This window comes from Bacillus sp. Marseille-P3661 (assembly GCF_900240995.1).
Classification (GTDB): Bacteria; Bacillota; Bacilli; order Bacillales; family Bacillaceae_J; genus OESV01.
In genome coordinates, this window is record NZ_LT965956.1 from 425,297 (window position 1) to 449,127 (window position 23,831).

Genomic DNA, 23,831 nt, shown 5'->3' on the forward strand with positions numbered 1-23,831 from the left:
GTCGCGCCATTTATATTTTGGCTTTCATCCTAGAAGTTCCTTTGCCTTTTCATTGTTCAATAGGGTTTCATAGCCTGTTAACTCTCGACGAAAATCGGACACATTTGGAAAACAAGTTTCCATCAATTCACGACTTTTGATATCCATAGAAGTCTCATCTGCTGCAATATTTAAGGCAAGAACACCAAGGTTATCTTTCTCGATCGAGAGACGATAAGCAGAAGCCGCATCTCTAGCATCTATGTAGCTCCATAAAATTGGTTTTCTTTCTTCTGAATTATGAATAAAACTTGGGAACCTCTCATACATATGCGGTGCAATTACATTTCCAAGCCGTAAGGAAACAACCTGCATGCCGGTCCGATTATGTATCATTTCTGCTGTTTGTTCATTCACTATTTTTGATAAGCCGTAGCTATCCTCAGGCAGTCTTGGATGCTCTTCATCAATAGGTACATATTGCGGCTCTAATCCATTCTTCGAAAAACAAATACCATATGAGGATTCACTAGAGGTAATGACAGCTTTTTTAATCCCAAGATTTCCTGCGGTTCGAGAATATTATTAGTTGCCATGACATTATTTTTGAAAAGTAATTTCATTTGTATAAATAAAATGTCTAGGAATTGCTGCCAGATGAACAACTGCATCAGCGAGGACACCGTGAACCTCACCTAAGTTAGTTAAACCTGCGAGTCTTGTCTCACAAAGATCTTCTTTTGGGTATTGCTGGTCAACGTTAATACATCATAATTATGATCTAAAAACTCTTGAATAACTGTGGGTCCTAATAAACCACTACCACCTGTTATCACTACTTTGGCCAATTAATTCCACCTTCCTATTCTTTTAAATATTGTTACATTTATGTATTATACATTTTATTAGGATAATAATGAAATTTGTATTAAGTTAAATTTTTAGTCCTCAAAAGGATTATAAAAAAATAAAAGCGATTCCCTAGTAGAAAGAAATCGCTCAAGTGTGTATTAGATTAAGTGTAATTAATTAGTTATTGATATATGTTTCATACACATAACCAAAATCCTTTACAGTATATTTCTCTTTATTCTCTGTAAGGAACGAAAAGACATGTTGATTAATTTCCTTAAACTCCACGGACAAACGGCTTTCAGCCCCTGATGTACGGCTTAAGGCTGTTGCAGCCATATCCAAGCTTTGTTGAGTATAAGTAAGATAGTTTTCGTTATCAAACTGAATTTCAGATATTTTTACTAATGCTTTATATAAATCTTTTAATTCCTCGATGTGTTTTTTATGAACATCAACTGAGAAATCTACATTGCCAATTTTAAACTTAATTTCAACATCTAAATCAATCGTTCCAGCTGTTTCAAGGGCAACATTTGTGATCTTATTGCGGTAATAATCATAGCGGCGCAGCATTCGTTTCTTACTTACCGCACTTGTACCGTCTACATGAATTAGTGCTTTATTGGTGAAACAGTATTCATCAGTTTTTGATTTTATTAAGAAAAAGATTTTCTCATGATCTTCATGCATTACGAAATCATCTGCATCTACTTTATCGTAATCTACTGGTTTAATTACACTCCCGATATCACTTAATCCTAAAGCATCTGAAGCTATTTTTTTAAACATAATGTGTATACCAACCTTTCTTTCTAAAATTGCCTACGTAGCTATATTACTATAAATCTTCGGAGTTAATGTGATAAGGTTAGTAAAAAAGGAATATAGTCTTGGTTTTTCTTTTTATTCATTCTTTTTTTGCAGTTCTATAAACTCTTCTTGAGCAATATTACCTATATAACCTTTTTGTAACGAAATTTCTCCCCCATCCAATGAATTCGCTTTTATTTGGGCTCTGCAAGCCCAAACCAATAAATCCTAGCATACATTTCGTCAGCCTTTCTATGTGTTTTGGAATTTTGGAACAATGAAAACATGAAAAACAATAAAAACAGACGAACTCTAACGAATTCGCCTTAGGAAAAATTTTTTTATATTTAGCTTACCTAAGTATAAATACTGTAACCTACAAGAACATACTCATATTCATAGTCGTTATTACTGCTTGATCAGCATAAATTGTTCTAGAAATAATTTTCCACTCATCATTTTCTTTACGAAGAATATCATAACGCTGGCCTGTCATTTGTTCTATCTCATGGTTAGAACCTCTTGTTCTCTTATACAAAAAATAACTTCTAACACTGAATTCATTTGGGTTTGATGTACCCCGTACTTTGATATTGCTAATATAATGTCGTTGTCTTGTAGCAGGATTTTCTACCCAAGCTGACTTTGTATATAATCGTTTTACTCTTGTCGTTAATGATGTTTTGGTTTCATCAAAAAAGCTCATATCCTCAACTATATCGTTAACCCCTACACCCTGGACTGTTTCACGCAAGGGCATTTTATAGCTAATATTTTCATCGAGAAGGTCTAGCCATTCATTGTACATTCGATTATCTAATAGAAATGCTTCTTCATACAAGAAATCTTTAATTTCCTCTTTAATATCAAGTGTAACTTTACTTGGTATCACAGTACTCATTATACTTCCTCCTCAACCAGAATATCTTTTGATAGCAATTCAATCCAATATTTGTGCATACCTCGTGCAACAGCATCTAAATAAGTCGTAGGATATGCTGTTCCTGGACCTGGGAAATCTTTATCTGGTTCAACACGATCAAGCCCCATTAGATAGTTTAATACACTGTTAAAATTCAGTTCTTTATCACGAGCCATTAAACCCCCGCTTGCTTCTACAATTCGCGACCATGTTTCTGTATCATCCTGCTCCAATGTTCCAGATGGTCCGAATGAACCAAGGTAACCTTTATATGCAGCTTCTTTATATTCTTCCGGTGCTGCCTTATCAATCATAAACCATGACCAAATTTCCATTTTTTCTGGTCCCATTGGTCTCCACAGTCTAAAGTTTAAAAAGTTGTGTAAATGTCCTTCGGTACCGTGCATTGGACTTACAAATGATAAATTCGGAAACACTCCGCCAACAAAAACAGTTACCTTTTCTAAAATGTCTAACTGTGATGGAGTAAGATTTTTCTTATACATTGGCCACATTTCTTCAGGTGTTCCTTGGAATGGCATTCTTGAGCGACCAGTTTTCGATGTAATAACATTGATTCCATGACCATGTTCTAATACGACTTGATGTCCATATCCTGCAAACAGTGGATCCTCTGGACTGATGCCCATCTCCACTGTTGATCGATGTGTCGTTTGTACATGATATGGATCTGCAGCAAAGTTTTCAGCAGTTGCTTTCCAATTTGCCTTTGCCACCCATCGATGCGGCACGCCTCTTACTTCCATTCCACCGTCGCTTCTGCCTAACATAATATCTAAATAATATTTCATGTCTCCTAAATAATCTTCTAAAGACATTGAATTTGGATCAAGATTACCAAAAATCATACCTTGATAAGACTCTACTCTTGGTACTTTACGCAGATTCCAATCACTTTTACACAATTCTTGACCATACACCTTATTGCCAGCCACGACACCAATTAGTTCGCCTTCAAGATTAAAACTCCAACCATGGTACGGGCAAGTAAACGTTTTCTTTTTACCGCGATCTTCTGTACATAATTTCGGACCACGGTGTGTACATGAATTAAGATATGCTTTAAATTCTCCTTCAGTTGTTCGTACCACTAGGATTGGATCTTTAGCAATAGTTCTTGTAACATAACTACCAGGTTCTTTTAATTCAGATTCATGTGCTAAAAACTGCCAAGTTTTTCCGAAAATCTTTTCTTCTTCTAAATCATAAATATCTGGATCTGTCACTGCCCATTGTGGAAATAAGCCTTGATCCAGCTTTTCTTTTAAATTCTTAATTACCTCAGGGTCAATATTTCTTCTCATAACTGAATCCCTCCATTGAAAAAATAGAATTATTAAAGGAATAAATCGAAAAAACCAGTTCTTTGATTCACTCTATGAATTATCGATTTATATAATGAACTGATAATTTAAATATAAAACCACTAATCTGAATTGTCAATAAAAACTGAATATTCTAATAATTATAATCATTAGCACTGTGTTAATAGAATTAACTAACTAATTTTGGAATCAACAGTGACATTTAATCTCCTCATTGATTCAAATTCATCCTTTATAGTTTTTCTTTTTCCATGAAAAAAGCAATACCCCTCTTTGAGTATTGCTTCAGTACTAGTTTATTTATTGTTTTTTCACCTTGCATAATGCTGAAGTCGCCCTTTTATAGATTGTACAAAGCCATGGCAGCGGTTCAAATCTTGTAATTGTGGAGCTACCTCAATTTTCAAAGTCGCTGCTAATGTAGTATGAATGAAAAGCATGTCACGAAATTTATCCACCGCTCCACAAAAATGTGGGTAAAGTTGATCCCCTGTTCCAAAAACCCCAGTTACGATATGTTTTACCTCAACCTTCTCAAAAGCATGGTATAAATCAAGCATTTCTACTGGTATGTCTCCATTTCCCCATGTATAGGTACCTACAATGATGGCATCATAATTGTTTAATTGCTCCAAATTAAACTCGGCAATTCTAAATCGCTGAACGGTGCCGACCCTAAAAAACGACTGAATGAGCTTACATCCCTCTTCCGTATTTCCTGTGATTGAACTGTACACTATTGCAATTTTCACTTTATCACCTACAATTCATCAAAACCATTCATTTGTGATACTTTTGTATATGTTCGTGATTTTTGCTCGAAGAAATCTGATTTTGTGTCATTCATCATTTCATCACTAAATACTTGAATCCAAGGCATTGGATTACTTCTTTCTTGATAGAAATTATTTAAACCAAGCTGTCGAAGACGTTTGTTAGCTAAATATTCGATATAAGCTGAGAATTCACCCAAGTCTATTCCCTCAATGTCTTTTAAGATATACCTTGACCATTCCTTTTCAAGCTCGACGGCCTGTCCTATTGTTTGATAGACATAATCAATGTTTTCAGGACAATTTAAGCTAGGAATTTCTGTAAGGAGAATTCGTAAAAATTGTGAAATAAAATAAGCATGCTGCATTTCATCACGCTGAATATAGCTAATCATTGTGCTTGTTTTCAGCATCTTTTGCTGACGAGCTAAGTTATAGAAAAAGGCAAATCCAGCGTAAAAGTAGATTCCTTCTAAGTTAATAGAATTTACTCCTAGTTCAAATAAAGTCTGAGCTGTGGGCTGATTTCTAAAACGCTCATATGAATCTAAAATCAATTGATTCCGTTTCCGTACAAATGGGTCATCTTTTGCTTGATTAAATCGTTCATTTTGTTCAGCTAGTGGAAGAAGCGAACTTAAAATATATGAATATGACTCATTGTGCACTGCTTCTTGTTGTGAGATAACTGCAAATATAGCTTTAAAGCTTGAATCTGTAACAAACTCCATTACATGGCTCATAGTAGGAGTTTGTAAGCTATCTAATGCAGCAAGCTGCGTATTGATTCTTAGAAATACATCTTTCTCAATTTGTGTTAAAAGCTCCCATTGTTTGATATCATCTTGCATATTGATTTCTTGGGCTTTCCAAAAGTTAGCTAGTAATGTTTGATAAAGAGTGTACATTTGTGGATACGCTATATCATTCCAATTAAGCAATCCAGACGTTTGCCCATTTATGATTCTTGTAGATTTATTAGGAAATTCAGGATTTAATAATTTAATTTTGTTTAATGGTTCATTTATATTCATTTAATTTCCTCCCTTTATTCTGTTTAACTATGGCATGCCTCACACTCAACAATCTCAGCCTGGGAAGTACTGCGGACATAATAGGTTGTTTTCAAACCTAACTTCCAAGCTTCTAAATGTAAATTCAATAGTTCTTTAGCTTTAATATCATGGCGAACATATAGATTAAAACTTATACCTTGATCAATATGACGTTGACGGGCAGCATTTTGCCTTATACTCCATACTTGGTTCAATTCATGTCGTACACGTTTATAAAAAGGATAAGTCAAATGATTTATATCCGGAGCTGTAACCTTAAACTTAAAGTTTTTCTTTTCTTCTGCATATTCAACTGCATATAGTGGATCAATTCCATCTGTTGAACCACCAATTTTAGCTGTTGAAGAATTAGGTGCAACCGCCATTAACCAAGCATTGCGAATTCCATACTTCGACACTTGATCTCTTAATTCAACCCAACGAGTATCATAATAATTTCGACGATCAAAATATTGGCCTGAGTGCCATTCAGAGCCATTAAATTGACTGTAAGGCTGTTTTTCTCTAGCTAATTCCATTGAAGTACGTATAGTGAAGTAAGCTATATCCTCATATAGCTTGTCCGCATAACAAACCGCATCCTCAGATTCCCAATAAATCCCTTTAACAGCAAGGAGATGGTGCCAACCAAAAGTTCCAAGACCTACCGCTCTATACTTTTTATTGGTGAGGTTTGCTTGTCCAACGGAAATGGTATTTATATCGACAACATTGTCTAGCATTCTTACTTGTATACGAATAAGACGTTCTAATACATGATCTGTAACTGCTCTTGGAAGATTAATAGAGGACAGATTGCAGACGACAAAGTCACCCGGTTTCCGGACAATTACAATATTTCCATCCACATCTTGAAACTCATTCACTATTGTTGTAGCTGACATGTTTTGAGCGATCTCTGTACATAAATTACTACAATAGATTGAAGTTCTCCCCGCACCAAGTAGATGCTTATTCGGATTTTGACGATTTACTTCATCCCTGTAAAACATATAAGGGGTCCCTGTTTCTAGTTGAGCTACCATTATTCTTGCCATAATGTCCATTGCACGATATGTTTTTCTTGGAAGTAACGGATGGCGGATGGCCTCTTCATATTTCTCCGTAAAGTATTTTTGATCAGATTCGTCATAGAAATCTTCTAGTCCTAGAGAAATCCCATTTTCATCCTTCCAACCCATGATTTGTTTGACTTCGTGTGGGCAAAAAGTATGCCATACCCCAATGCTTCTACCGTCTTCATCTTTCTCTTCAAGCTTTTTCATAAAAAGATCTGGAATCGCTAATCCGGTAAAAATGTCATGGGCTTTCCGACGTTCATCGCCATTATTTGTTTTTAAATCTAAAAAGCCATTCATTATATCTTTGTGAAAAATATCCAAGTATACAGCGATCGCACCCTGACGTTGACCAAGTTGATCCACGCTAACAGCCGTACTATTAATTAAGCGAATCCAAGGAACTACTCCAGAAGAATTCCCTTTAAATTTCTTGATGTCAGATCCAAGTGCTCGGACTTTCCCATAATAAATTCCAATCCCCCCGCCGTCTTTAGACAATCTAGCAATATCCCAATTATTTAAGTAGATTCCGTCTAAAGAATCATCTACTGTATCAATGAAACACGATGATAGCTGTCCAAAACGTTTACCTGCATTAGCGAGTGTTGGAGTAGCAACCGTCATATATAAATGACTTAGAGCCCAATACGCCTCCTTAACCAAATCTATTCTTTTTGATTTGTCCTCATTTTTCATAAGCGTCATGGCGATGATCATAAAACGCTCTTGTGGCAATTCAAAAACGTTTCGATCATGATCTCTAGCAAGATAACGATCAGAAAGTAAAAATAAACCAATATACGTAAACAATAAATCTCGTTCTGGTTCAATTTCTTTCTCTAAACCTTCAATTTCATCCTTTGTATAACAGCTTAGTAGATCATCTGTATAAATCCCTTTGTCAACTAGTACTTTGATTAACTTATAAAAATCACCATACTTTAATGTAACTTTGTAACCACGATTCTTGGCAGCTTGTTCATAAAGTTCGTTTAAATAAAGATGTGAAGCCAAAAACGTCCAATTTGGTTGATCAATTGCAATTTTATCCAAGGCGTAAGCCAACGCTTGTCGATTGGCTTCAGTTTGTGAAAAATTCATTGTTTCTAATTTGTTTTTAATTTCGGATGTATTTAATTGATATTTTTCTGTGGCCATATGTAATGTAGTAAAAACTGTATTAGTATCATGTTGTACGTTTAATGTCATCGTTAGTTATCCTCCTAGTATTTTGATAGATTAAAGATTTTTACTAAAAATAAAAAATCCGCCCAATTAATTGAGCGGATGAAACGATAACTTCAAGAGTCAAAGATACACTTAAAAGATCTCCTGTTGCCACCGTTTCATTTTCTCAATCCCCGAAGAAAAAGAAACATCTTAAGAAAAGACAGGTCTCCTGACTCATGCATCATTCTACTTTGAACCCTTCCCATATAAGTACCTACTAAAAGCAGCTTATACAGTGGATTATTCATTTCGTCAGCATTTACAGTTGCGGGGGCAGTTCTGGAATTTAACCAGATTCCCTTTTAAGCCAAACGGCATCTTAACTCAAGGTGTAATACAATATGTAGTTTTGTTTTATAAATCAAATACTATATCTATTGCTTACGTTCAATATTAACCTACTAGATAGATTAAAGCAAGACAAATTTTCCCTCAAAGGGATACTATTCTCAATTCAAGTATACTTAATAACTTTAAATCTCTTTAACTAGCCCAATAACCGTTTTTCCGCGAGACATAGGCTCGATTTTCATTATCCCGTCCTCAGCTGGTACCGCTTGTTGCATACAGCTTAAACCAGCTTTTCCGTTCACTTTTACTGAGCAAGTTCCACACAAACCTATTCTACACGAATATCTAAATACTAGTGTTGGATCTTCATTTTTAAAAATAGTTTCAAGTACTTGTAAGGCTGTAGCCCCGGTTTTCAAATCTACTTCAAAGTTTTTCTCTATTTGTTGTCCCTCTTCATTAGGGAGGGAAATTTTAACCTTTAACATTTTTAAGTCCCCCATAATGCTGTAAATTCATAAATTGAAGTCTCCCTCCAACATTTGTTACTGTTGTATGTTGAATATTTTCAGCAACTTTTGGATAATCTAAGCGATATTGTGCACCTCTTGACTCCTGTCGTAATAATGCAGATCCAATGATGGCTTTTGCAGTTTCAATCATATGGGATACTTCAAAATAATCTAAAACATCGCGAGATAATGGTTGGTCCCCACCAACCACTTTTATTTCGACCAACATTTGTTGTACATGATCTAATTCTTCTTGGGCCTTTAATAATCCTAATTCATCACGGCGAACTCCTACATATTGACCCATAATAGATCGAATCCGCTCCTTGATCTGAAAAGGTCGATATATCCCCTTTTCATTAAATGGGAAGTTAGCTTTATAGCTTTGGACCAATGATTCTAGCCCGGTTACTGGATCGACAAAGCTATTGTTCTCATTATTCTGTGCGAATGCTGATGCAGAAAGTCCTGCCCGAGCTCCAAATACAACACATTCAGCAATCGCATTGTTCACAAGACGGTTTCCGCCATGAAGTCCTCCAGCTGTTTCACCTGCCACAAACAAACCTGCAACGTTAGTTGCTGTATCAGTATCTGTATGAACTCCACCCATAATAAAGTGCGATGCCGGACCTACTTCTACACGGTCCTTCGTTAAATCAAGTCCCATTTTTAGACACAAATTATATTCATGTAAATGTTCTTTTTTTATCTTTTCTGCACAGTGTGTTACATCTAACCATACACCGTTGTGCTCTGTTCCTCGTCCAGCTTTTATTTCTGAGTCTATAGCCTGCGCTAAGGTATCCCTTGTTACATTTTCAAGGTTCTCCGGATCATATCGTTCCATAAATCGCTCACCATCGCTATTATATAGCTTAGCTAAGTGATAAAAACTAATACAAAAACCTGCAATTGATTCGGGATAAACAAGACTAACAGGATAAAACTGGACTTGCTCCATATCAAGGAGAGACACTCCTGCCTGCAGCGCTAGCGAAAACCCATCCCCGGTAGCTTGAATCGGATTACTCGTAGTAGGATAAAGCTGGCCTATTCCCCCTGTTGCAAGGACAACTGCATTCGATTTGATGATAGCCCACTCACAATGAACTAGGTCGTATACAACAGCGCCAGCTACACGTTCATTGTTTTTTACTAACCTAACAACGATGACATCATTCCAACGATTAATGTTTGCAAGCTTTTTAGCTTGCTGAATCAATACTTTTAAAATATTAAAGCCAGTATTACCATTTTTAGCACTAATTCCTCTAGGGTGACGATGTCCAGGGGTAGTATAAACTTTAACATTCCCATTATCCTCTTTCTCTAATTTTAAGCCCCACTGAACAAGATCATTAACACGGTGTTCTACATTATTTACTAGAATAGAAACCAACTCTGGATTGGCTAAGCCTCTACCACTTTCGATTATATCTTCAAAATAGGTTTCAGTACTGTCATTGCTCACTGAGAATTGGCCTGCCCCAGCTATTTGAACAGCCCCAACGGTGTTCCCACTGCGGCCAATAACGCCTTTATCAATTACCAATACGCTTTGACCCGATTGAGCTGCATATACAGCACTACTTAAACCCGCTCCACCCGATCCAATAACTAATATATCGGTTTCGATTATACGTATTTTATTCTGCACATCCTAACCTCCTGTATGATGATGACAAACTTATTGTAAAATATATATATAACAATCTGTAACTTATTAATATGCTAAAATTCATTTCTCAAATACTTATATGTGTTTCCATTAAGTGTAACAAAAGGAATTTTATTTCTCAAATAAGCTACTAAACTCATAATAGTAATTGATTAACTTCACCTATAGTCATACCTGCTAATAGAGCATATGTCATATAAACATATACATAAACTAATAACATAAAAAGGTGCAAGTAAGTCTTTAGCAAACTATACCTGCGACCTTCAAAGTATTTCTTATTGGTTAGTTGTTTTATCCTCAATATCCGTTTCATTAGGAACCGATTCCAATCCAAAACCTGTTGAACTAATTTCATATTTTCCTTCATTTGCCCTGTTTTTTAAATCTTGAATTAAATCCTCTTGATTTATTTTGTTTTTTTCCAAGTTACCATACCTCCACAAGGTGAAATATTAATACAGTTATTCTTAATTTTTCTACAAAAATAAATTCAATATCTTTAACTTATATTGTTAACTTAAATTCTAATTTTTATTAATACCTAAATATATTATCAGCGCAAAAGTTTCAAAATATTGAAAAGAATACTCCACTATAAAAAGGAGCTTTGTTTTCAAGAAAACATAGTTAGCCTTTTTATAGTGGAGTATTATCAATAATTTAAATGAAGTTTTACTAATTTATGATTTTACTTGTGAGGTCCGATCTTGTAACTGATGAACGGTTACATCTCCCCAGCTAAGATCATCTACTCTATACTTGTCAATTAGATCCCAGTTGAGTTCTATACCCAATCCTGGAACAGATCGATCTGGGACATGTAGATAGCCGTTTTTATACTGGATTTTATTTTGAACAATATCGCCAGTATACAGTTCTGGACCTGTTGGATCAGATGTATAATTAAGATTTAATAATGATCCCCCCAAGTGGGCCATTGCAGCCGTGCCAATTGAAAGCTCTTGAGTTGTTCCTAGTAGGACACTTTTTCCTGCAACCTCGGCAGCTGAAGCAGCTTTCTTTGCAGCTGTTAGTCCACCGATAAAAACAGGAGAAATATTAAAAATGTCAACTGAATCATTCTTAATCATATCGTGTTGCTGTTTAAAGCTCCAAACATGTTCACTTACTGGTTGATCCACACGTGTGCGGAAATGATATAAGCCATCAAAATCATTTCTAAAGGTAGGACTTTCGATCATTTCAAAATTATATTTTGATAATCTCTTAACAATTCTTAATGACTCTTTCCAATCTAATAAATGACTAAAATCTAGAGATTTGATTTTTACTTTCGATCCAAATTCAGTTTGTACTCCATCGAGGAATGCCTCGTCTGCATCTACATTTTTCCCTGCATATAATCGGAAAACATTAAAACCTTCAGCAAATCGCTTACGAATAACAGCCAGATTTTCCTCAACCTCTTCCATAAATCGATGACGGAAAATTGGATAGCAAACCTTAAATTTTTCCTGATATCGTCCCCCGAGCAGTTCGGCAACCGAAACATTTAAATACTTACCACAAAGGTCATGCAATGCAATATCTACACCACTTCGAATAAAGCTGCCTTTTTCATAATAATACATAGCTTCTGGGAAATTATCGATAAGTTCCTTATTTATTAATGATATATCAAACGGATTTTTTCCTATCAAGATTGTTTTTAACACTCTTGATAAATCATTTACATCAGGTGTATACCTTGGTAAATGAGAAAAATCGGACATCTCACCAATTCCGGTAATTCCTTCATCCGTAAATAACTCAATAAGAACATGCTTATTAACAAAACCAGTGTGTCTTGGTACTCCAACAACAGTAAGTCTTAAATCTATTATTTGCATCTTAACTCCCCCTACTATTCTATTTTGAAAGGCCATTAATTATTGTAAGTTACTTTTCCGACCGGTATTAGTTTGCTACTTTATCAATCTTTAATTCGAAGCCCCAGCTTCTTAACAACTGAACAACTTCTTCTCGATCATGTTTATTTAAAGGGTTAACAGGCTCTCTAGTTACACCAGCTGTTAACCCAAGTAACTCCATAGCCTCTTTTATAATTACAACATTATTGCCATTATTGTATTTTGCACGTAAATCTTCGAAGGGTAAAATTTCTTTCCATACGTTCCAAACCGTATTTTGATCGTTCTCTTGTAAAGCTTTAAGCATTTCTAACGATTTTTGTGGATATAAGTTTACTAGTCCAGACGTAAAACCTTTTGCACCAGCATTAAAGTAAAAAGGTGCCCACTTTTCTGCAGTCCCACAAATCCATGTGACATTATGTTCTTTAGGAACCTCTTGAACTATTTTTGCAAAACGAGGTAAATTATTTATGGCATATTTAATTCCTACTAGTTTTTCAAGGGGTGCTAGCTCCTTTAAGACATTGTCACTGATTTCCGGATCTTTATAATAGAGAATAGAAGGAATATTCACAGAATCAATAATTTTTCTAAGATATGATGTTAAACCACTTTCCGTAATATAAGGATGAATAGGAGTATGAATCATCACAGCGTCAGCGCCGACAGCCTCCGCATATTGTGCAAAAGAAATAGCTGTATGAAGGGAATACCCAATTCCTGCAACTACTTTTGCTCGGCCGTCTACAATTTCAACAACTCGTTTTATTTCTTCTTTTGCTTCCTCAGGCGTTAATGCATAAAATTCACTAGTATTTCCACAAGGAACAATGACCTCAACCCCATTGTTAATTAAAAATTCAATGTTTTCCTTTAAACCATCCCAGTTAATTTCTTTTGAGCCCTCATAAAACGGAGTTATACTAATCCCACAGACAGTTTCTAATCTTTTACTAAAATCTACATAGCTCATTAAAAAGCCTCCTCTTTCTTTTATTCAATATTTCGATTTAAGAATTTAGCAATTAGTTGATAAACCTCTTCCGATTGATCAATTTCGTAAAATCGATTTAAAAAACCATGATTGACACCTTTTATCCTTCTATGAACCGTTTCAATATTTTCACGTTTCAGTCTCTGCGCATAACTTTCTCCCTCGTCACACAAGACATCATATTCTGCTGTAATAACGAGAGCAGGAGGTAAACCTCTTAAATGACTTGCTTTTATAGGTGATGCATAAGGGTTGTTTTTATCATTTAAATGGCCTATATAATACCTCCAAAATTCACTCATTCGTAATCGGGATAAACCAAATTCGTCATATTGTTTAAATGATTCATATAGACAATCATCGTGAATAGAAAAATAATCGATGACAGGATAAATAAGAACCTGATTGGCAATGCTCACATTGTATCGATCTCTCCCCATCTGACAGACAGCTGCTGCCAAGTTCCCTCCTGCACTGTCACCTCCAACAGAGATTCGAGCAGCGTCAACATCAAGCTCATTGCTATGATTATGAATCCACTCTAACGCCATATAACAGTCTTCTATTGCTGCTGGGAAAGGATGTTCTGGGGCTAATCGATAATTTACCGATATCACCTTGTATTTCGCATAATTGGCAATGTTGCGACAAATCACATCATGTGTATCTAAATCCCCTAATACAAATCCACCTCCATGTAGAAACATCAAGAGTGGATAAGTTTCCTCTCCATCTGGTTCTGGGGTATAAATGCGTATCGGAAGATCATGCTTAGCACCAATAATTACATCATCTTGCAATGAATAAATTGCTGGTCGACTTTCTAATGGGATTGTCATTTCAGCATTTCTTAATCGGAGCTCCTCAACTGTTGGCGAATAGCTAGAACTTTGAGGAGGTTGTGACTTTAGAAAACTTCGAATCTGTGGATGTAATGGCACTAGAATTCCTCCTTAATTTTGAAATGGTAGACAATCCATAGGAAATAAAAAATGAAAGTCATAAGCGGTAGCCCATCTACAACAGTCCTCGATTTTTTTTCTGATAGATTCCTGTTTTAATTGATCCTCATGAGTAAAAATACATTGAATCCTCTGTTGGTTCTTATACACTGGGTCAATAAGTCTGGCATCTAATGCTAAGGCAGGATTTAATTCATTTTCAAGCCTTATATCTGTGTGGATAAAATAGAGTTTTTCATCGAAATCATAATAATCATCACTACTAATCAAAATCTCCCTTTGTTTTCGATTTAAATAATAAACCTCGTCCCTTCCATCATCTGCTGAAAGTAACCCTTTTAACCCTAGCTGGTTTCTCTTCCAACTTCTTACTGTTTCACGCTGCCCCTGATAGAAGTGAATTCTTGGAATTGTATCAATTGCAGAAGAGCCGGCGAATTTACAAATTGCATTAACAACAAGTGTGTAATGGTTCTTTGCAACTTGGCATGGTATGCTATTTTCACTATAGCCATAATCACTTTTATAGCTGTATCCATGAAAACCAAAACGTAACCAATGTGACGCTTGCCTAAATTCATCCCGAAACTGAGTAGTCATGTGGTCAAGCGTCCACAGACCATCATTTGTTTCATAAAAACTGTATAATGAAAAAACGGCACCATATTGCTGGTTAAGTCTCTGGAACATAGAAAATATGGGGTGATCCCACACTGATTGATATCCATTTAGATCTAGCTCTCTTAAAATTTCAATAACGTCATCAACTGAAATATGCATATATCGTGGTGCATTAGCCGGGAACATTCAACTTTCTCTCCCTTCATTAATTCAAGGTATAGGTTAATGCATTTCTTCCACCGTCTATTATAAGTGTTTCACCGTTAATAAAAGATGCTTTCTCTGATGCTAAAAAGGCAACAGCATACGCAACATCCTCTGGCTGGCCAATACGGCCAGCAGGATGATAAGGTAGAACTTTATTCATAAAGGAACTACCTTCCTCATAAAATGCTGGATCCATTATTGAGGTCTTTATAAACCCTGGACATATTGCATTTACCCTAATCCCATAACTACTTAAGTCAATTGCCATTCCTTTCGTCATACTAATGATGCCACCCTTTGCGGCATTATAGGGGAAGTAATGAGGTTGTGTTCGAATTGCATGAGTGGAGGCAATATTTACAATATTAGCTCCTTTTACCTTTTTCAAAAAAGGAATAGCATGTTTCGAAACTAAATAATGCCCCTTCAGATTAATTGCAATACATCTATCAAATTCATCTATGGGACAATCCTCAACACTATATTTGAAATTGATCCCTGCATTGTTAACTAGTAATGAAAGTGAGTCAGACCCATTCATCGTCTTCTCTATTAAGTGAATAATGGATTGTTCATCAGCAAGATCCACAAACAAAGGGAGCGCGTCACCTCCATTTTCATTAATAATATTGGCTACATGTATTGCATTTTCTTCATGGATATCGGCTACCACAACTCGATATTGTTCATGTGCTAATTCCTTGGCAATGGCTTTTCCTATCCCTGAACCACCACCTGTTACAACAGCAGTTTTCATTCTTGTCTACACCTCCACTTTGTGATGCCTTACCCAAAGAACCATCTGTTCCGATACCAATGATTGAATTAAGCCTTTGCGCTCTAATTCCTCTAAACCACCTTGTAAACAGTAAAACAAATCAAAGTTTTTTTCTCTTGGCCAGTTTCCTAGCCTGTGTCCAGCGGCATCTATTAAATCTTTCAGGGTTAGCTTTTCTTTTTTATTAAGTGAATCTAAGATATATGTTTCAACTATTGCAACGAATTGCTTGCTCTCTTTAATAAACCTATTAATCTCTTTTTTTCCTTTAATTAGAGGAAAATGACTTGTTAAGAGATAGTCAACTTCTAATTGTTCGATTAATTCTATAGTCTTTAAATACATATCTGTATACCGATATGTAGGACAAAGTGTTAACGCTCCATCCCTTGTGTAAACTCCTTTACCTAGAATGGCATCTGTAATAACAGCGAGCTTATGTTTCGGATCATAAACGATCATGTGCCCTTTGGTATGTCCTGGAGAGTACAAAAATTGGACTTGCCAATCGTCAGACAAATGAAACATCTCTTGACCAATTAAACTTATATCTACATGACAACGTTCTCCTAGGTTTTTTAATAACTGAAGACTCCTATCCTCATTATAAGAAACTCCCAAATGAGCCAATTCGTTATATCTATTTTTTAAAGTTCGATTCGGATCTTCCATATCCTCACTCTCATGTTGATGAGCCATAATTGTAAGCTGCGGGAAAAACGACTTAAGGCTGGCATTACCACCACAATGATCAGCATCATTGTGTGTTACTATTAAAAATTGGGATTGTTCACCTATTAATTTATTTTCCTCAACATATGGCAAAATGTTATTAACCGGAGTAGTAGCTACTCCCGAGTCAATAAAAAGAACATTATCATCCCCAACTAAAATATGCTGGAAAAGGTAACGATCTTGATAATGAACTTCAATGCGATGAATACCAGGAAAAAGCTCCATTCTATTATCTAGCCTCCTTTACGACAGCCTTAAGGGGGCTAGATAAGGTAATTTCCTCTGACTCTACAACAAGATTTTCGCAAATAGCAAGTGTAGCATGCCCTGAAAGAGATAATGTTGCATGCCAAATATTTTTGTGAATATATATTGGTTTATCAACTAGAAAAACCTCAACATCATCCAGATTATACGTGCATGAAACACATATTAGCGCGATTCCTTGCAGAGGATTGAAGAATTCTACTGTATTCGGATGTCTTGCTAACTTTTCGATTACTTTATTATTAATGTTTGAGATCGCAAGTCTCCATCCAACTTTTTCTTTTTCCTTTAAAAATACTTCAAAGCCCATTTCATCACCAGCATTGATCACGCCGCCATATTGGGCAAATATCTTAGATGAAAGAGTTTTAATTTCATATTCCACCGGTTAACACCTCATTTATTTCATTAACAACTTAGGTATAAATAATACTAACTCTGGAATAAAAGTAATAAGTAAAAGTGTAATGACCATTATTCCATAGAATGGAAGCATTGATATGGATAAACGTTCAATGCTCACCTTCCCAATAGCACTTCCAATAAATAATGTAGATCCAACGGGTGGTGTAACCAACCCAACCCCTAAAGCTAACATCATAATGACTCCAAAGTGTACTGGATCAACACCTACCTGAGTTACAATTGGTAACAATATTGGTGTCATAATTAGTATGAGAGACGCCATGTCCATGAACATACCTAAAATAAGTAGCAATATTAAAACTATTAACAACACTACAACTTTGCTATCGGAAAAACCTAAAATACTATCTGATATAAATGCAGGAATTTTTAAATAGGCAATAAGCCAGCCAAATGCACTAGAAGTTCCTACCAATATCATTACTATTGATAGAGTCATAATGCTTCTTCCAAGTATTCCATTAAGCTCCTTTAGAGGAATCTCTTTATAAACAAAAAACGTAACAATTAAGGCATAAATTACTGCAATCGCAGCTGATTCTGTAGCTGTAAAAATACCTGAGATAACTCCGCCGACTACAATAAAAACAGTCCCAAGTCCTAGGATCGACCTCCAAAAAGATTTTGCAGCAATTTTTAAATTAAATTTATCGCCAACGGGATAATTTCGTTTAATTGCTAATACATACACATAAATCATTAAGGCAACTCCCAGTAATACCCCTGGTACTAAGCCTGCTAAGAATAACTCTCCAATCGAGACCCCGCCCGCTACTAATGCAAATAGCACCATATTGTGACTCGGTGGAATTAGTACTCCTTGTACAGAGCTTGTCATCGTCACCGAGGTTGAAAACTCTGAATCATAACCAGATTTTTTCATCATTGGAATTAAAACAGAACCTATAGAGGAGGTGTCTGCTGCAGATGATCCAGAAATACCTCCAAAGAACATACTCGCCACTATATTTACTTGTGCTAATCCTCCTCGAGCCCAGCCAACAAGCGCATTACTGAATTCAATGAGACGGTTTGAGATACCGCCAGAACCCATTATTTCTCCTGCAATGATAAAAAAAGGGACAGCCATAAGAGCATACACATTAACACCTTTAACCATATTTTGTGCAACAGTCATTAAGGGGATATCAATATACATCGTAGTCACAATAGTGGCGATACCTATTGCAAAAACAATATGAAACCCAAGTATAATCAACCCTAAAAATGTGGCTAAAAGAATTGTTACTGCAATTGGGTCTGTAATCATGTTAGTTTCCTCACTTTCCCTAGCAATGCAATCATAATACATACTCCTGAAACCAATACGGATGAATATAGCCATCCTGAAGAAATTTTCAAGCCAGGTATAATACTTGTGGACGTTAATTGAATTAATTCATAGCCTGCTTTAATCATAAATACTGCGAACACGAAGATCAGCACAGAATAAAAACGACTGAAAATTTTAAGTCCTCTCTTTGGTAGTATTAAATCAATGACACTCATTCTTATGTGCGTATTATCTTTTAATGCAATTGCGCTGCTAAGAAGTGAAAACCAAACCATTAACATAAGTACAGCCGGTTCTCCCCATGGTGGTGTACTATTTAACACGTATCGTCCAAAGACAATATAAGATGTAATTATGACCTGTAGGGCTAACATGATTTTACAAACTGTAAATACAACAGAAAAAAATGTTTCATATACCTTTACCAGCATTAGTATCCCCACTTTCGTCTTTTTAAAGGAAAGGGATTCTCCATTCATTCTCTAGGAAAATCCCTTTCTGTAATATTAATAATCTTTTAATTATTATTAAGGCGTTTGCTGAATTTTATTAATTAAATCTAAATAATCTGCACCATACTTTTCGTATAACGGTTTAACCATTTCAACCCACTTTTCAGGATCTTCAAGCTCGGAAATTGTGACCCCAGCTTCTTCTAAGGATTTTCGTGCTTCTTCATCTTTTTCTTGAGCTAATTGACGCATGTATTTTTCAGTTTCTTTCATTGACTCTTTCAATAATTGTTGATCCTCTGCACTTAAAGAATTCCACGTTAATTCTGATACAATTACAACACTAGGTGCAAATTCATGACCATTTAGTGTATAGTACGGCGCTACCTCTTGAAAATTATTAGTATAGTAACCAACGATCGGGTTTTCCGCTCCATCTACTACGCCAGTTTGAAGTGCACTATAAAGTTCTGAATAAGCAATAGGAGTTGGACTAGCCCCAAATGCCTCAACAATATCTAAGTACATTTGGCTCGGTGGAACTCGTATCTTTAGACCTTTCATGTCTTCTACCTTAGTAACTACCTTATCTCGGAAAAAGAAGTTTCTAGGACTTTCAGCAAGATAACCAAGGCCTATCATTTTACTACCCGAGTTATCAATAACATCTAAAAACTCTTGACCAATATCAGAATCAATGACGTTCCACGCATGCTCTACATTTTTAAATAGGAAAGGTAAATGGAGAACATTCATTTTCTCCATTCCTAAATCTGCTAAGTACGATGGATTAGTACGATATAAATCAAGCGCTCCCATTTGTAGGGATTGTATCATTGTTTGTTGATCACCTAACTGACCGGATGGAAAAACCTCGACAGTTATCCGTCCGTCTGACTTTTCTTCTAGAATTCTACCAAATTCTTTAATAGACATTGTTACAATATGAGTATCTGGATTTAATTCACCAAATTTAAGAACAATTTTTTCCTTCTTCTCTGTTTTCTCAGCAGGTTGATCAACATTACTTTGTGGTACATTACTTGCTGTTTCTTGTGATGTCGATTGGCCTCCGCATCCAGATAAAACAAAGATAAGTGCTAACATTGACAAAACTACATAATTGAAACCCCTTACATTCCTATTTCTCATTAACTCTCCTCCTTTGATTGATCTATTTTTATTTTAACATCTGAATTTTCTGACAACTATGGTAATTATTTGTTATACCTGTCATTTCTTGCACCATTTACTTTATGTGAATGTTCTGAATGTATTCTCGAGGTGATACACCACAATATCTTCTAAACGCCTTACTAAAATAATTAGGATCAACAAATCCTACCTCAAGTGCAATCTCCTGGATATTTTTCTTTTTTTGCTTTAAATAGTAGATAGCTTTATCCATCCTGATTTTTGTTAAGTACTCTTTAAAAGAAATTCCTACCTGTTTTTTAAAAGAGCGGCTTAAATAAAAAGGGCTAATCCCAATATAATCCGCAGTTTGATTTAGCGATATTCCATAATCCATATAGTTTTCATTCAAATATTTCTTAACATGTTCAATCATTCGATTATGTTGGTCCTGTTTCTGCTCTTTAATAGAAACAATAATTTCCGTGACTATTTCCTCTAAATAAAATTGAATGTCTTCTATTTGTCCAATTTGTTCAATCTCTCTAATAACATTTTCAATTTGATTCAATTTAAAATACCCCTCATAAAATTGAATAACACTTCGTTCAATTAAAACGCAAAGCTGTTGAGCATAGTTTTTTAGTTGATTCATATTAGCCTTTCCCGAGACCTCTGTAAAGATTTCATTCAATACGTTGATTGAATTTTGTTCCTCGACATTAATAATGTTCTCACAAAGAATATTTTCCTTTTTATAAAGATTAGATTTTTGTATATAATCAACCCCACCGGATTGCTTAAAATAAAAATATTTCTTTGCCTCCCTATAAGAATTGTTTATTATAGCCAGATTACAATAAATACTGCTTGTTCCTACCATTGTTGAAAGTTTATAGTCGCTCTCTAAATCTTGCTTTAGTTGACTTCCAATATTTTTAATAGCAGTTTCATCCTTTATGCTATTAGTACCATCTGAAAAAAGCACGACTACTAATTCACTTAAGAAGTAAAAACCTAAAATATGTTTGGTAATCATTTTATACTTTTCTAATGCCTGTTCTAATATATGATCACTAAATGTAGCTCCCTTTATCGTCCTATAAACAATACAAACATATTCCACGTCCTGTATACTTAAAATATTCTTATAATGTTGTAATTGAGAGGGTGATATATTTCTGGAGTGAACAAGATCCATAATCATGTCTCTTTTTAGGAGGTAAGAAAGATTTTCGGCTTTACTTATTAATTCATTCAGATGCTTACTTTCATTTCTTTTTTTATTAACTTTAGTAATTAAACGTTCTATTGATTCTTGAAACTGCTCATTAGGGTAAGGTTTTACTAGATAATCTGTCACTCCTATACGAATAGCTTTCTTAGCATATTCGAAATAGCTGTACGCTGTCATTATAATAATTTCACAATCTGGTAGTTTCTGTTTAATATGTTCTGAAGATTGTAAACCATCCATTACCGGCATGCTAACATCCATTAATATAATATCTGGCTTAAGCTCAAGCGCCTGATCAAGCGCTTCTTTACCATTGCTTGTTTCACCAACTACAATGATATTTTCACTAAAATATTTAGTGAGAAGAACACCAATTGATTTACGTTCAATTACTTCATCCTCAGCTATCATTACTCGTATCATGCAATCCCCTCACTTTTGATTTTTTCTTTTGGTAATATTATTTGAACTGTTGTCCCGCTATTAACGGTACTATCAATTTGCAATAAATTCCCCTTACCAAATGAAAGTTCAAGCCTTTTTCTAACATTGACTAACCCTATACTATTCTTCTTTTGTTCTACATCGTCTTCATAAGAGGCGAGAAAGATTTTATCTAGTTTTTCCTTGCCAATTCCTTTACCGTTATCAGAAATTGCAATTTGTGCATAATTTTCATGAACTTTTATATCAATATCAATTTTTCCTTCTGTTACACTACCATTAAGGCCATGTATTAAACAATTTTCTACAATGGGTTGAAGACTCATTGGCGGGATTAAAAAATCATCAATATTGTCTGTCTCATTTATACAAATTGATAATCTGTCTTGAAATCGCATTTCCTGAATAAATAAATAGCCATGTAAAGCTTTCAGTTCTTCCTTTAATGGAACTAATTTCCCCTCACTTTCAAGATTAAAGCGTAACATAACTGAAATTGACTCAATTAATTTTACTGTCGTTTCATTATCCTCTAGCATCGCGGTTCTACCAATCATATTCAATGTATTGAATAAAAAATGTGGATTCATTTGCATCTGTAAATTACGAAGCTGTGACTCTTTGAGTAACTTTTCCTTTTCTACCGTTAATAGTTTCTGATTATGTAATTGACGTTCAATTTCTGCTTTATTTCTCAATTGATTCATATACATAATGATATACTCTTTCATTTTATTAAACGCATTCGCAACATAATCTAGCTCCTGATAGTTATTTTGTTTTATATCAGGGATGTGCCATTCTCCATCAGCAAGTAATTTGGCATTTCTTGAAAGCTCCCCCAATGTTCTAAAAATATCTCTTGAAACCATTAAAGCAAACAATATACTTATTAAACCTAATGAAATGAGAACCAAATTTATTGTCGCTTGCTTTTCCTTAATATTTTCCATGATACTTGCATACTCGTTACTGCTGTATTCTAAATACGACATTATTAAAAGCTGTGATAAGCTATTCATATATGGAAATAAACTTTTGATATATTTAACATCTGCATAGCTTTCACTCGTAAATTGTTGATTGACAGATAATTTTTCAACATGTTCTTGGATATATTGATGCATATTTAATAGCATTCTGTAGTGCATAAGACTGCTGTTATCATTTTCGATATCTACCTCAATGGAATCTAATATAGTAGAAATTTCCCTACTTAATGCTTGAATTTGTAGATATGTGTCTTCATCCTTTTTCCTTAACAAAATATCAAATCTCGTTGCAATATCATTTATTTTAATTGGAAGCGTATTCAATTCACTGTTTGTTTTCACGTACTGGTTGTACTCAAGTCTAATTTCTCTATTAGAATAATTGGAGACTAGAATGACAGTAAACAAAACAGATGAAAGTGTTAAGAAAATAATTATTAAACTGAATCTGATAGTCTTTGTTTTCTTCAATATTTTTCACCCCAAATTTATATCATTTACCATTTTAATTATATACTATCATGATTTATTTGAAAGTTTTGAATATTCGACAGTATATTTAGATATAAATTAAATTAGTAATTGTTTATGATTGGTGTCCCTAAATAGAAAAAAGGCCCCAATCAACTGAGGGCACTGAAAAACCTGACGGTTTTTCAAAGTATCAAGGATAACAGACAGAAAAAGACGACTCAAATTCAAAAACTGAATTTATTGAGTCGTCTTTTTTTGATTTTTTGACTGTATAATTCTTTTACTTAATCCATTAACTTCAGTATTCTTTTTAAATTTACTGCGAATATTGCCATTGCTCCTTGCATCTCCATGCCAATTAGACCCGAGGATTTTGCAACATTATACCCGTGTCTGTTTTT

At 34.9% G+C, this 23,831-nt stretch carries 21 protein-coding genes, 1 pseudogene and 1 riboswitch; all 22 genes and pseudogenes read right to left on the minus strand.

Features of this window, described 5'->3' with window-relative positions:
* Positions 1 to 24: 24 nt before the first annotated feature.
* Positions 25 to 827 (minus strand): annotated as a pseudogene (locus C1724_RS26470) (NAD-dependent epimerase/dehydratase family protein).
* A 181-nt stretch (positions 828 to 1,008) separates the two neighbouring features.
* Positions 1,009 to 1,623 carry a PH domain-containing protein gene (locus C1724_RS21000; RefSeq protein ID WP_102348724.1) on the minus strand — a complete coding sequence of 205 codons (615 nt, stop codon included), beginning with the start codon at positions 1,621 to 1,623 and terminating at the stop codon, positions 1,009 to 1,011.
* 397 nt (positions 1,624 to 2,020) lie between these two features.
* Complete coding sequence (locus C1724_RS21005) at positions 2,021 to 2,545, minus strand: 3-phenylpropionate/cinnamic acid dioxygenase subunit beta (protein WP_102348725.1); 525 nt, start codon at positions 2,543 to 2,545, stop codon at positions 2,021 to 2,023.
* Positions 2,545 to 3,891 carry an aromatic ring-hydroxylating oxygenase subunit alpha gene (locus C1724_RS21010; protein WP_102348726.1) on the minus strand — a complete coding sequence of 449 codons (1,347 nt, stop codon included), beginning with the start codon at positions 3,889 to 3,891 and terminating at the stop codon, positions 2,545 to 2,547. Before C1724_RS21010 ends, C1724_RS21005 begins: the two co-directional genes overlap by 1 nt.
* A 332-nt stretch (positions 3,892 to 4,223) precedes the next feature.
* Positions 4,224 to 4,664: a flavodoxin domain-containing protein gene (locus C1724_RS21015; RefSeq protein ID WP_102348727.1), complete on the minus strand. Its 441-nt coding sequence runs from the start codon at positions 4,662 to 4,664 to the stop codon at positions 4,224 to 4,226.
* An 8-nt stretch (positions 4,665 to 4,672) separates the two neighbouring features.
* Positions 4,673 to 5,719: a ribonucleotide-diphosphate reductase subunit beta gene (locus C1724_RS21020; RefSeq protein WP_102348728.1), complete on the minus strand. Its 1,047-nt coding sequence runs from the start codon at positions 5,717 to 5,719 to the stop codon at positions 4,673 to 4,675.
* Between the two features lie 23 nt (positions 5,720 to 5,742).
* On the minus strand, positions 5,743 to 8,031 hold the full coding sequence (locus tag C1724_RS21025; protein ID WP_102348729.1) for a ribonucleoside-diphosphate reductase subunit alpha: 2,289 nt from the start codon (positions 8,029 to 8,031) through the stop codon (positions 5,743 to 5,745).
* 163 nt (positions 8,032 to 8,194) lie between these two features.
* Positions 8,195 to 8,389, minus strand: a riboswitch (cobalamin riboswitch).
* Positions 8,390 to 8,525: 136 nt separating this feature from the next.
* Positions 8,526 to 8,831 (minus strand): 2Fe-2S iron-sulfur cluster-binding protein, encoded by a 306-nt coding sequence (locus tag C1724_RS21030; protein ID WP_180994383.1) that lies wholly within the window; start codon positions 8,829 to 8,831, stop codon positions 8,526 to 8,528.
* On the minus strand, positions 8,818 to 10,515 hold the full coding sequence (locus tag C1724_RS21035; RefSeq protein WP_102348731.1) for an L-aspartate oxidase: 1,698 nt from the start codon (positions 10,513 to 10,515) through the stop codon (positions 8,818 to 8,820). The genes C1724_RS21030 and C1724_RS21035 overlap by 14 nt, the downstream gene beginning before the upstream one ends.
* A 299-nt stretch (positions 10,516 to 10,814) precedes the next feature.
* A complete protein-coding gene (locus C1724_RS25800; protein WP_180994384.1) occupies positions 10,815 to 10,964 on the minus strand; it encodes a hypothetical protein in 150 nt (49 codons plus the stop codon).
* A 255-nt stretch (positions 10,965 to 11,219) separates the two neighbouring features.
* Positions 11,220 to 12,389, minus strand: coding sequence for a mandelate racemase/muconate lactonizing enzyme family protein (locus tag C1724_RS21040; protein WP_102348732.1), 1,170 nt, complete (start codon positions 12,387 to 12,389; stop codon positions 11,220 to 11,222).
* Positions 12,390 to 12,456: 67 nt separating this feature from the next.
* A complete protein-coding gene (locus C1724_RS21045; RefSeq protein ID WP_102348733.1) occupies positions 12,457 to 13,386 on the minus strand; it encodes a dihydrodipicolinate synthase family protein in 930 nt (309 codons plus the stop codon).
* A 20-nt stretch (positions 13,387 to 13,406) separates the two neighbouring features.
* Complete coding sequence (locus tag C1724_RS21050) at positions 13,407 to 14,348, minus strand: alpha/beta hydrolase (RefSeq protein WP_102348734.1); 942 nt, start codon at positions 14,346 to 14,348, stop codon at positions 13,407 to 13,409.
* A gap of 12 nt (positions 14,349 to 14,360) precedes the next feature.
* Positions 14,361 to 15,176 (minus strand): hypothetical protein, encoded by an 816-nt coding sequence (locus tag C1724_RS21055; protein ID WP_102348735.1) that lies wholly within the window; start codon positions 15,174 to 15,176, stop codon positions 14,361 to 14,363.
* Positions 15,177 to 15,195: 19 nt separating this feature from the next.
* Positions 15,196 to 15,954, minus strand: a complete 759-nt coding sequence (locus C1724_RS21060; protein ID WP_102348736.1) for an SDR family NAD(P)-dependent oxidoreductase — start codon at positions 15,952 to 15,954, stop codon at positions 15,196 to 15,198.
* 6 nt (positions 15,955 to 15,960) lie between these two features.
* A complete protein-coding gene (locus C1724_RS21065) occupies positions 15,961 to 16,935 on the minus strand; it encodes an MBL fold metallo-hydrolase (RefSeq protein ID WP_102348737.1) in 975 nt (324 codons plus the stop codon).
* A 4-nt stretch (positions 16,936 to 16,939) separates the two neighbouring features.
* Complete coding sequence (locus C1724_RS21070) at positions 16,940 to 17,362, minus strand: hypothetical protein (protein ID WP_102348738.1); 423 nt, start codon at positions 17,360 to 17,362, stop codon at positions 16,940 to 16,942.
* Between the two features lie 15 nt (positions 17,363 to 17,377).
* Positions 17,378 to 18,673: a TRAP transporter large permease gene (locus tag C1724_RS21075; protein ID WP_180994385.1), complete on the minus strand. Its 1,296-nt coding sequence runs from the start codon at positions 18,671 to 18,673 to the stop codon at positions 17,378 to 17,380.
* Entirely contained in the window at positions 18,670 to 19,128 is a 459-nt protein-coding gene (locus C1724_RS21080; RefSeq protein WP_180994386.1) for a TRAP transporter small permease, read from the minus strand. The genes C1724_RS21075 and C1724_RS21080 overlap by 4 nt, the downstream gene beginning before the upstream one ends.
* Before the next feature lie 96 nt (positions 19,129 to 19,224).
* Positions 19,225 to 20,301 (minus strand): TRAP transporter substrate-binding protein, encoded by a 1,077-nt coding sequence (locus C1724_RS21085; protein WP_102348740.1) that lies wholly within the window; start codon positions 20,299 to 20,301, stop codon positions 19,225 to 19,227.
* A 97-nt stretch (positions 20,302 to 20,398) separates the two neighbouring features.
* Positions 20,399 to 21,943: a response regulator gene (locus C1724_RS21090; RefSeq protein WP_102348741.1), complete on the minus strand. Its 1,545-nt coding sequence runs from the start codon at positions 21,941 to 21,943 to the stop codon at positions 20,399 to 20,401.
* A complete protein-coding gene (locus C1724_RS21095) occupies positions 21,940 to 23,427 on the minus strand; it encodes a sensor histidine kinase (protein WP_142386580.1) in 1,488 nt (495 codons plus the stop codon). Before C1724_RS21095 ends, C1724_RS21090 begins: the two co-directional genes overlap by 4 nt.
* Positions 23,428 to 23,831 lie beyond the last annotated feature (404 nt).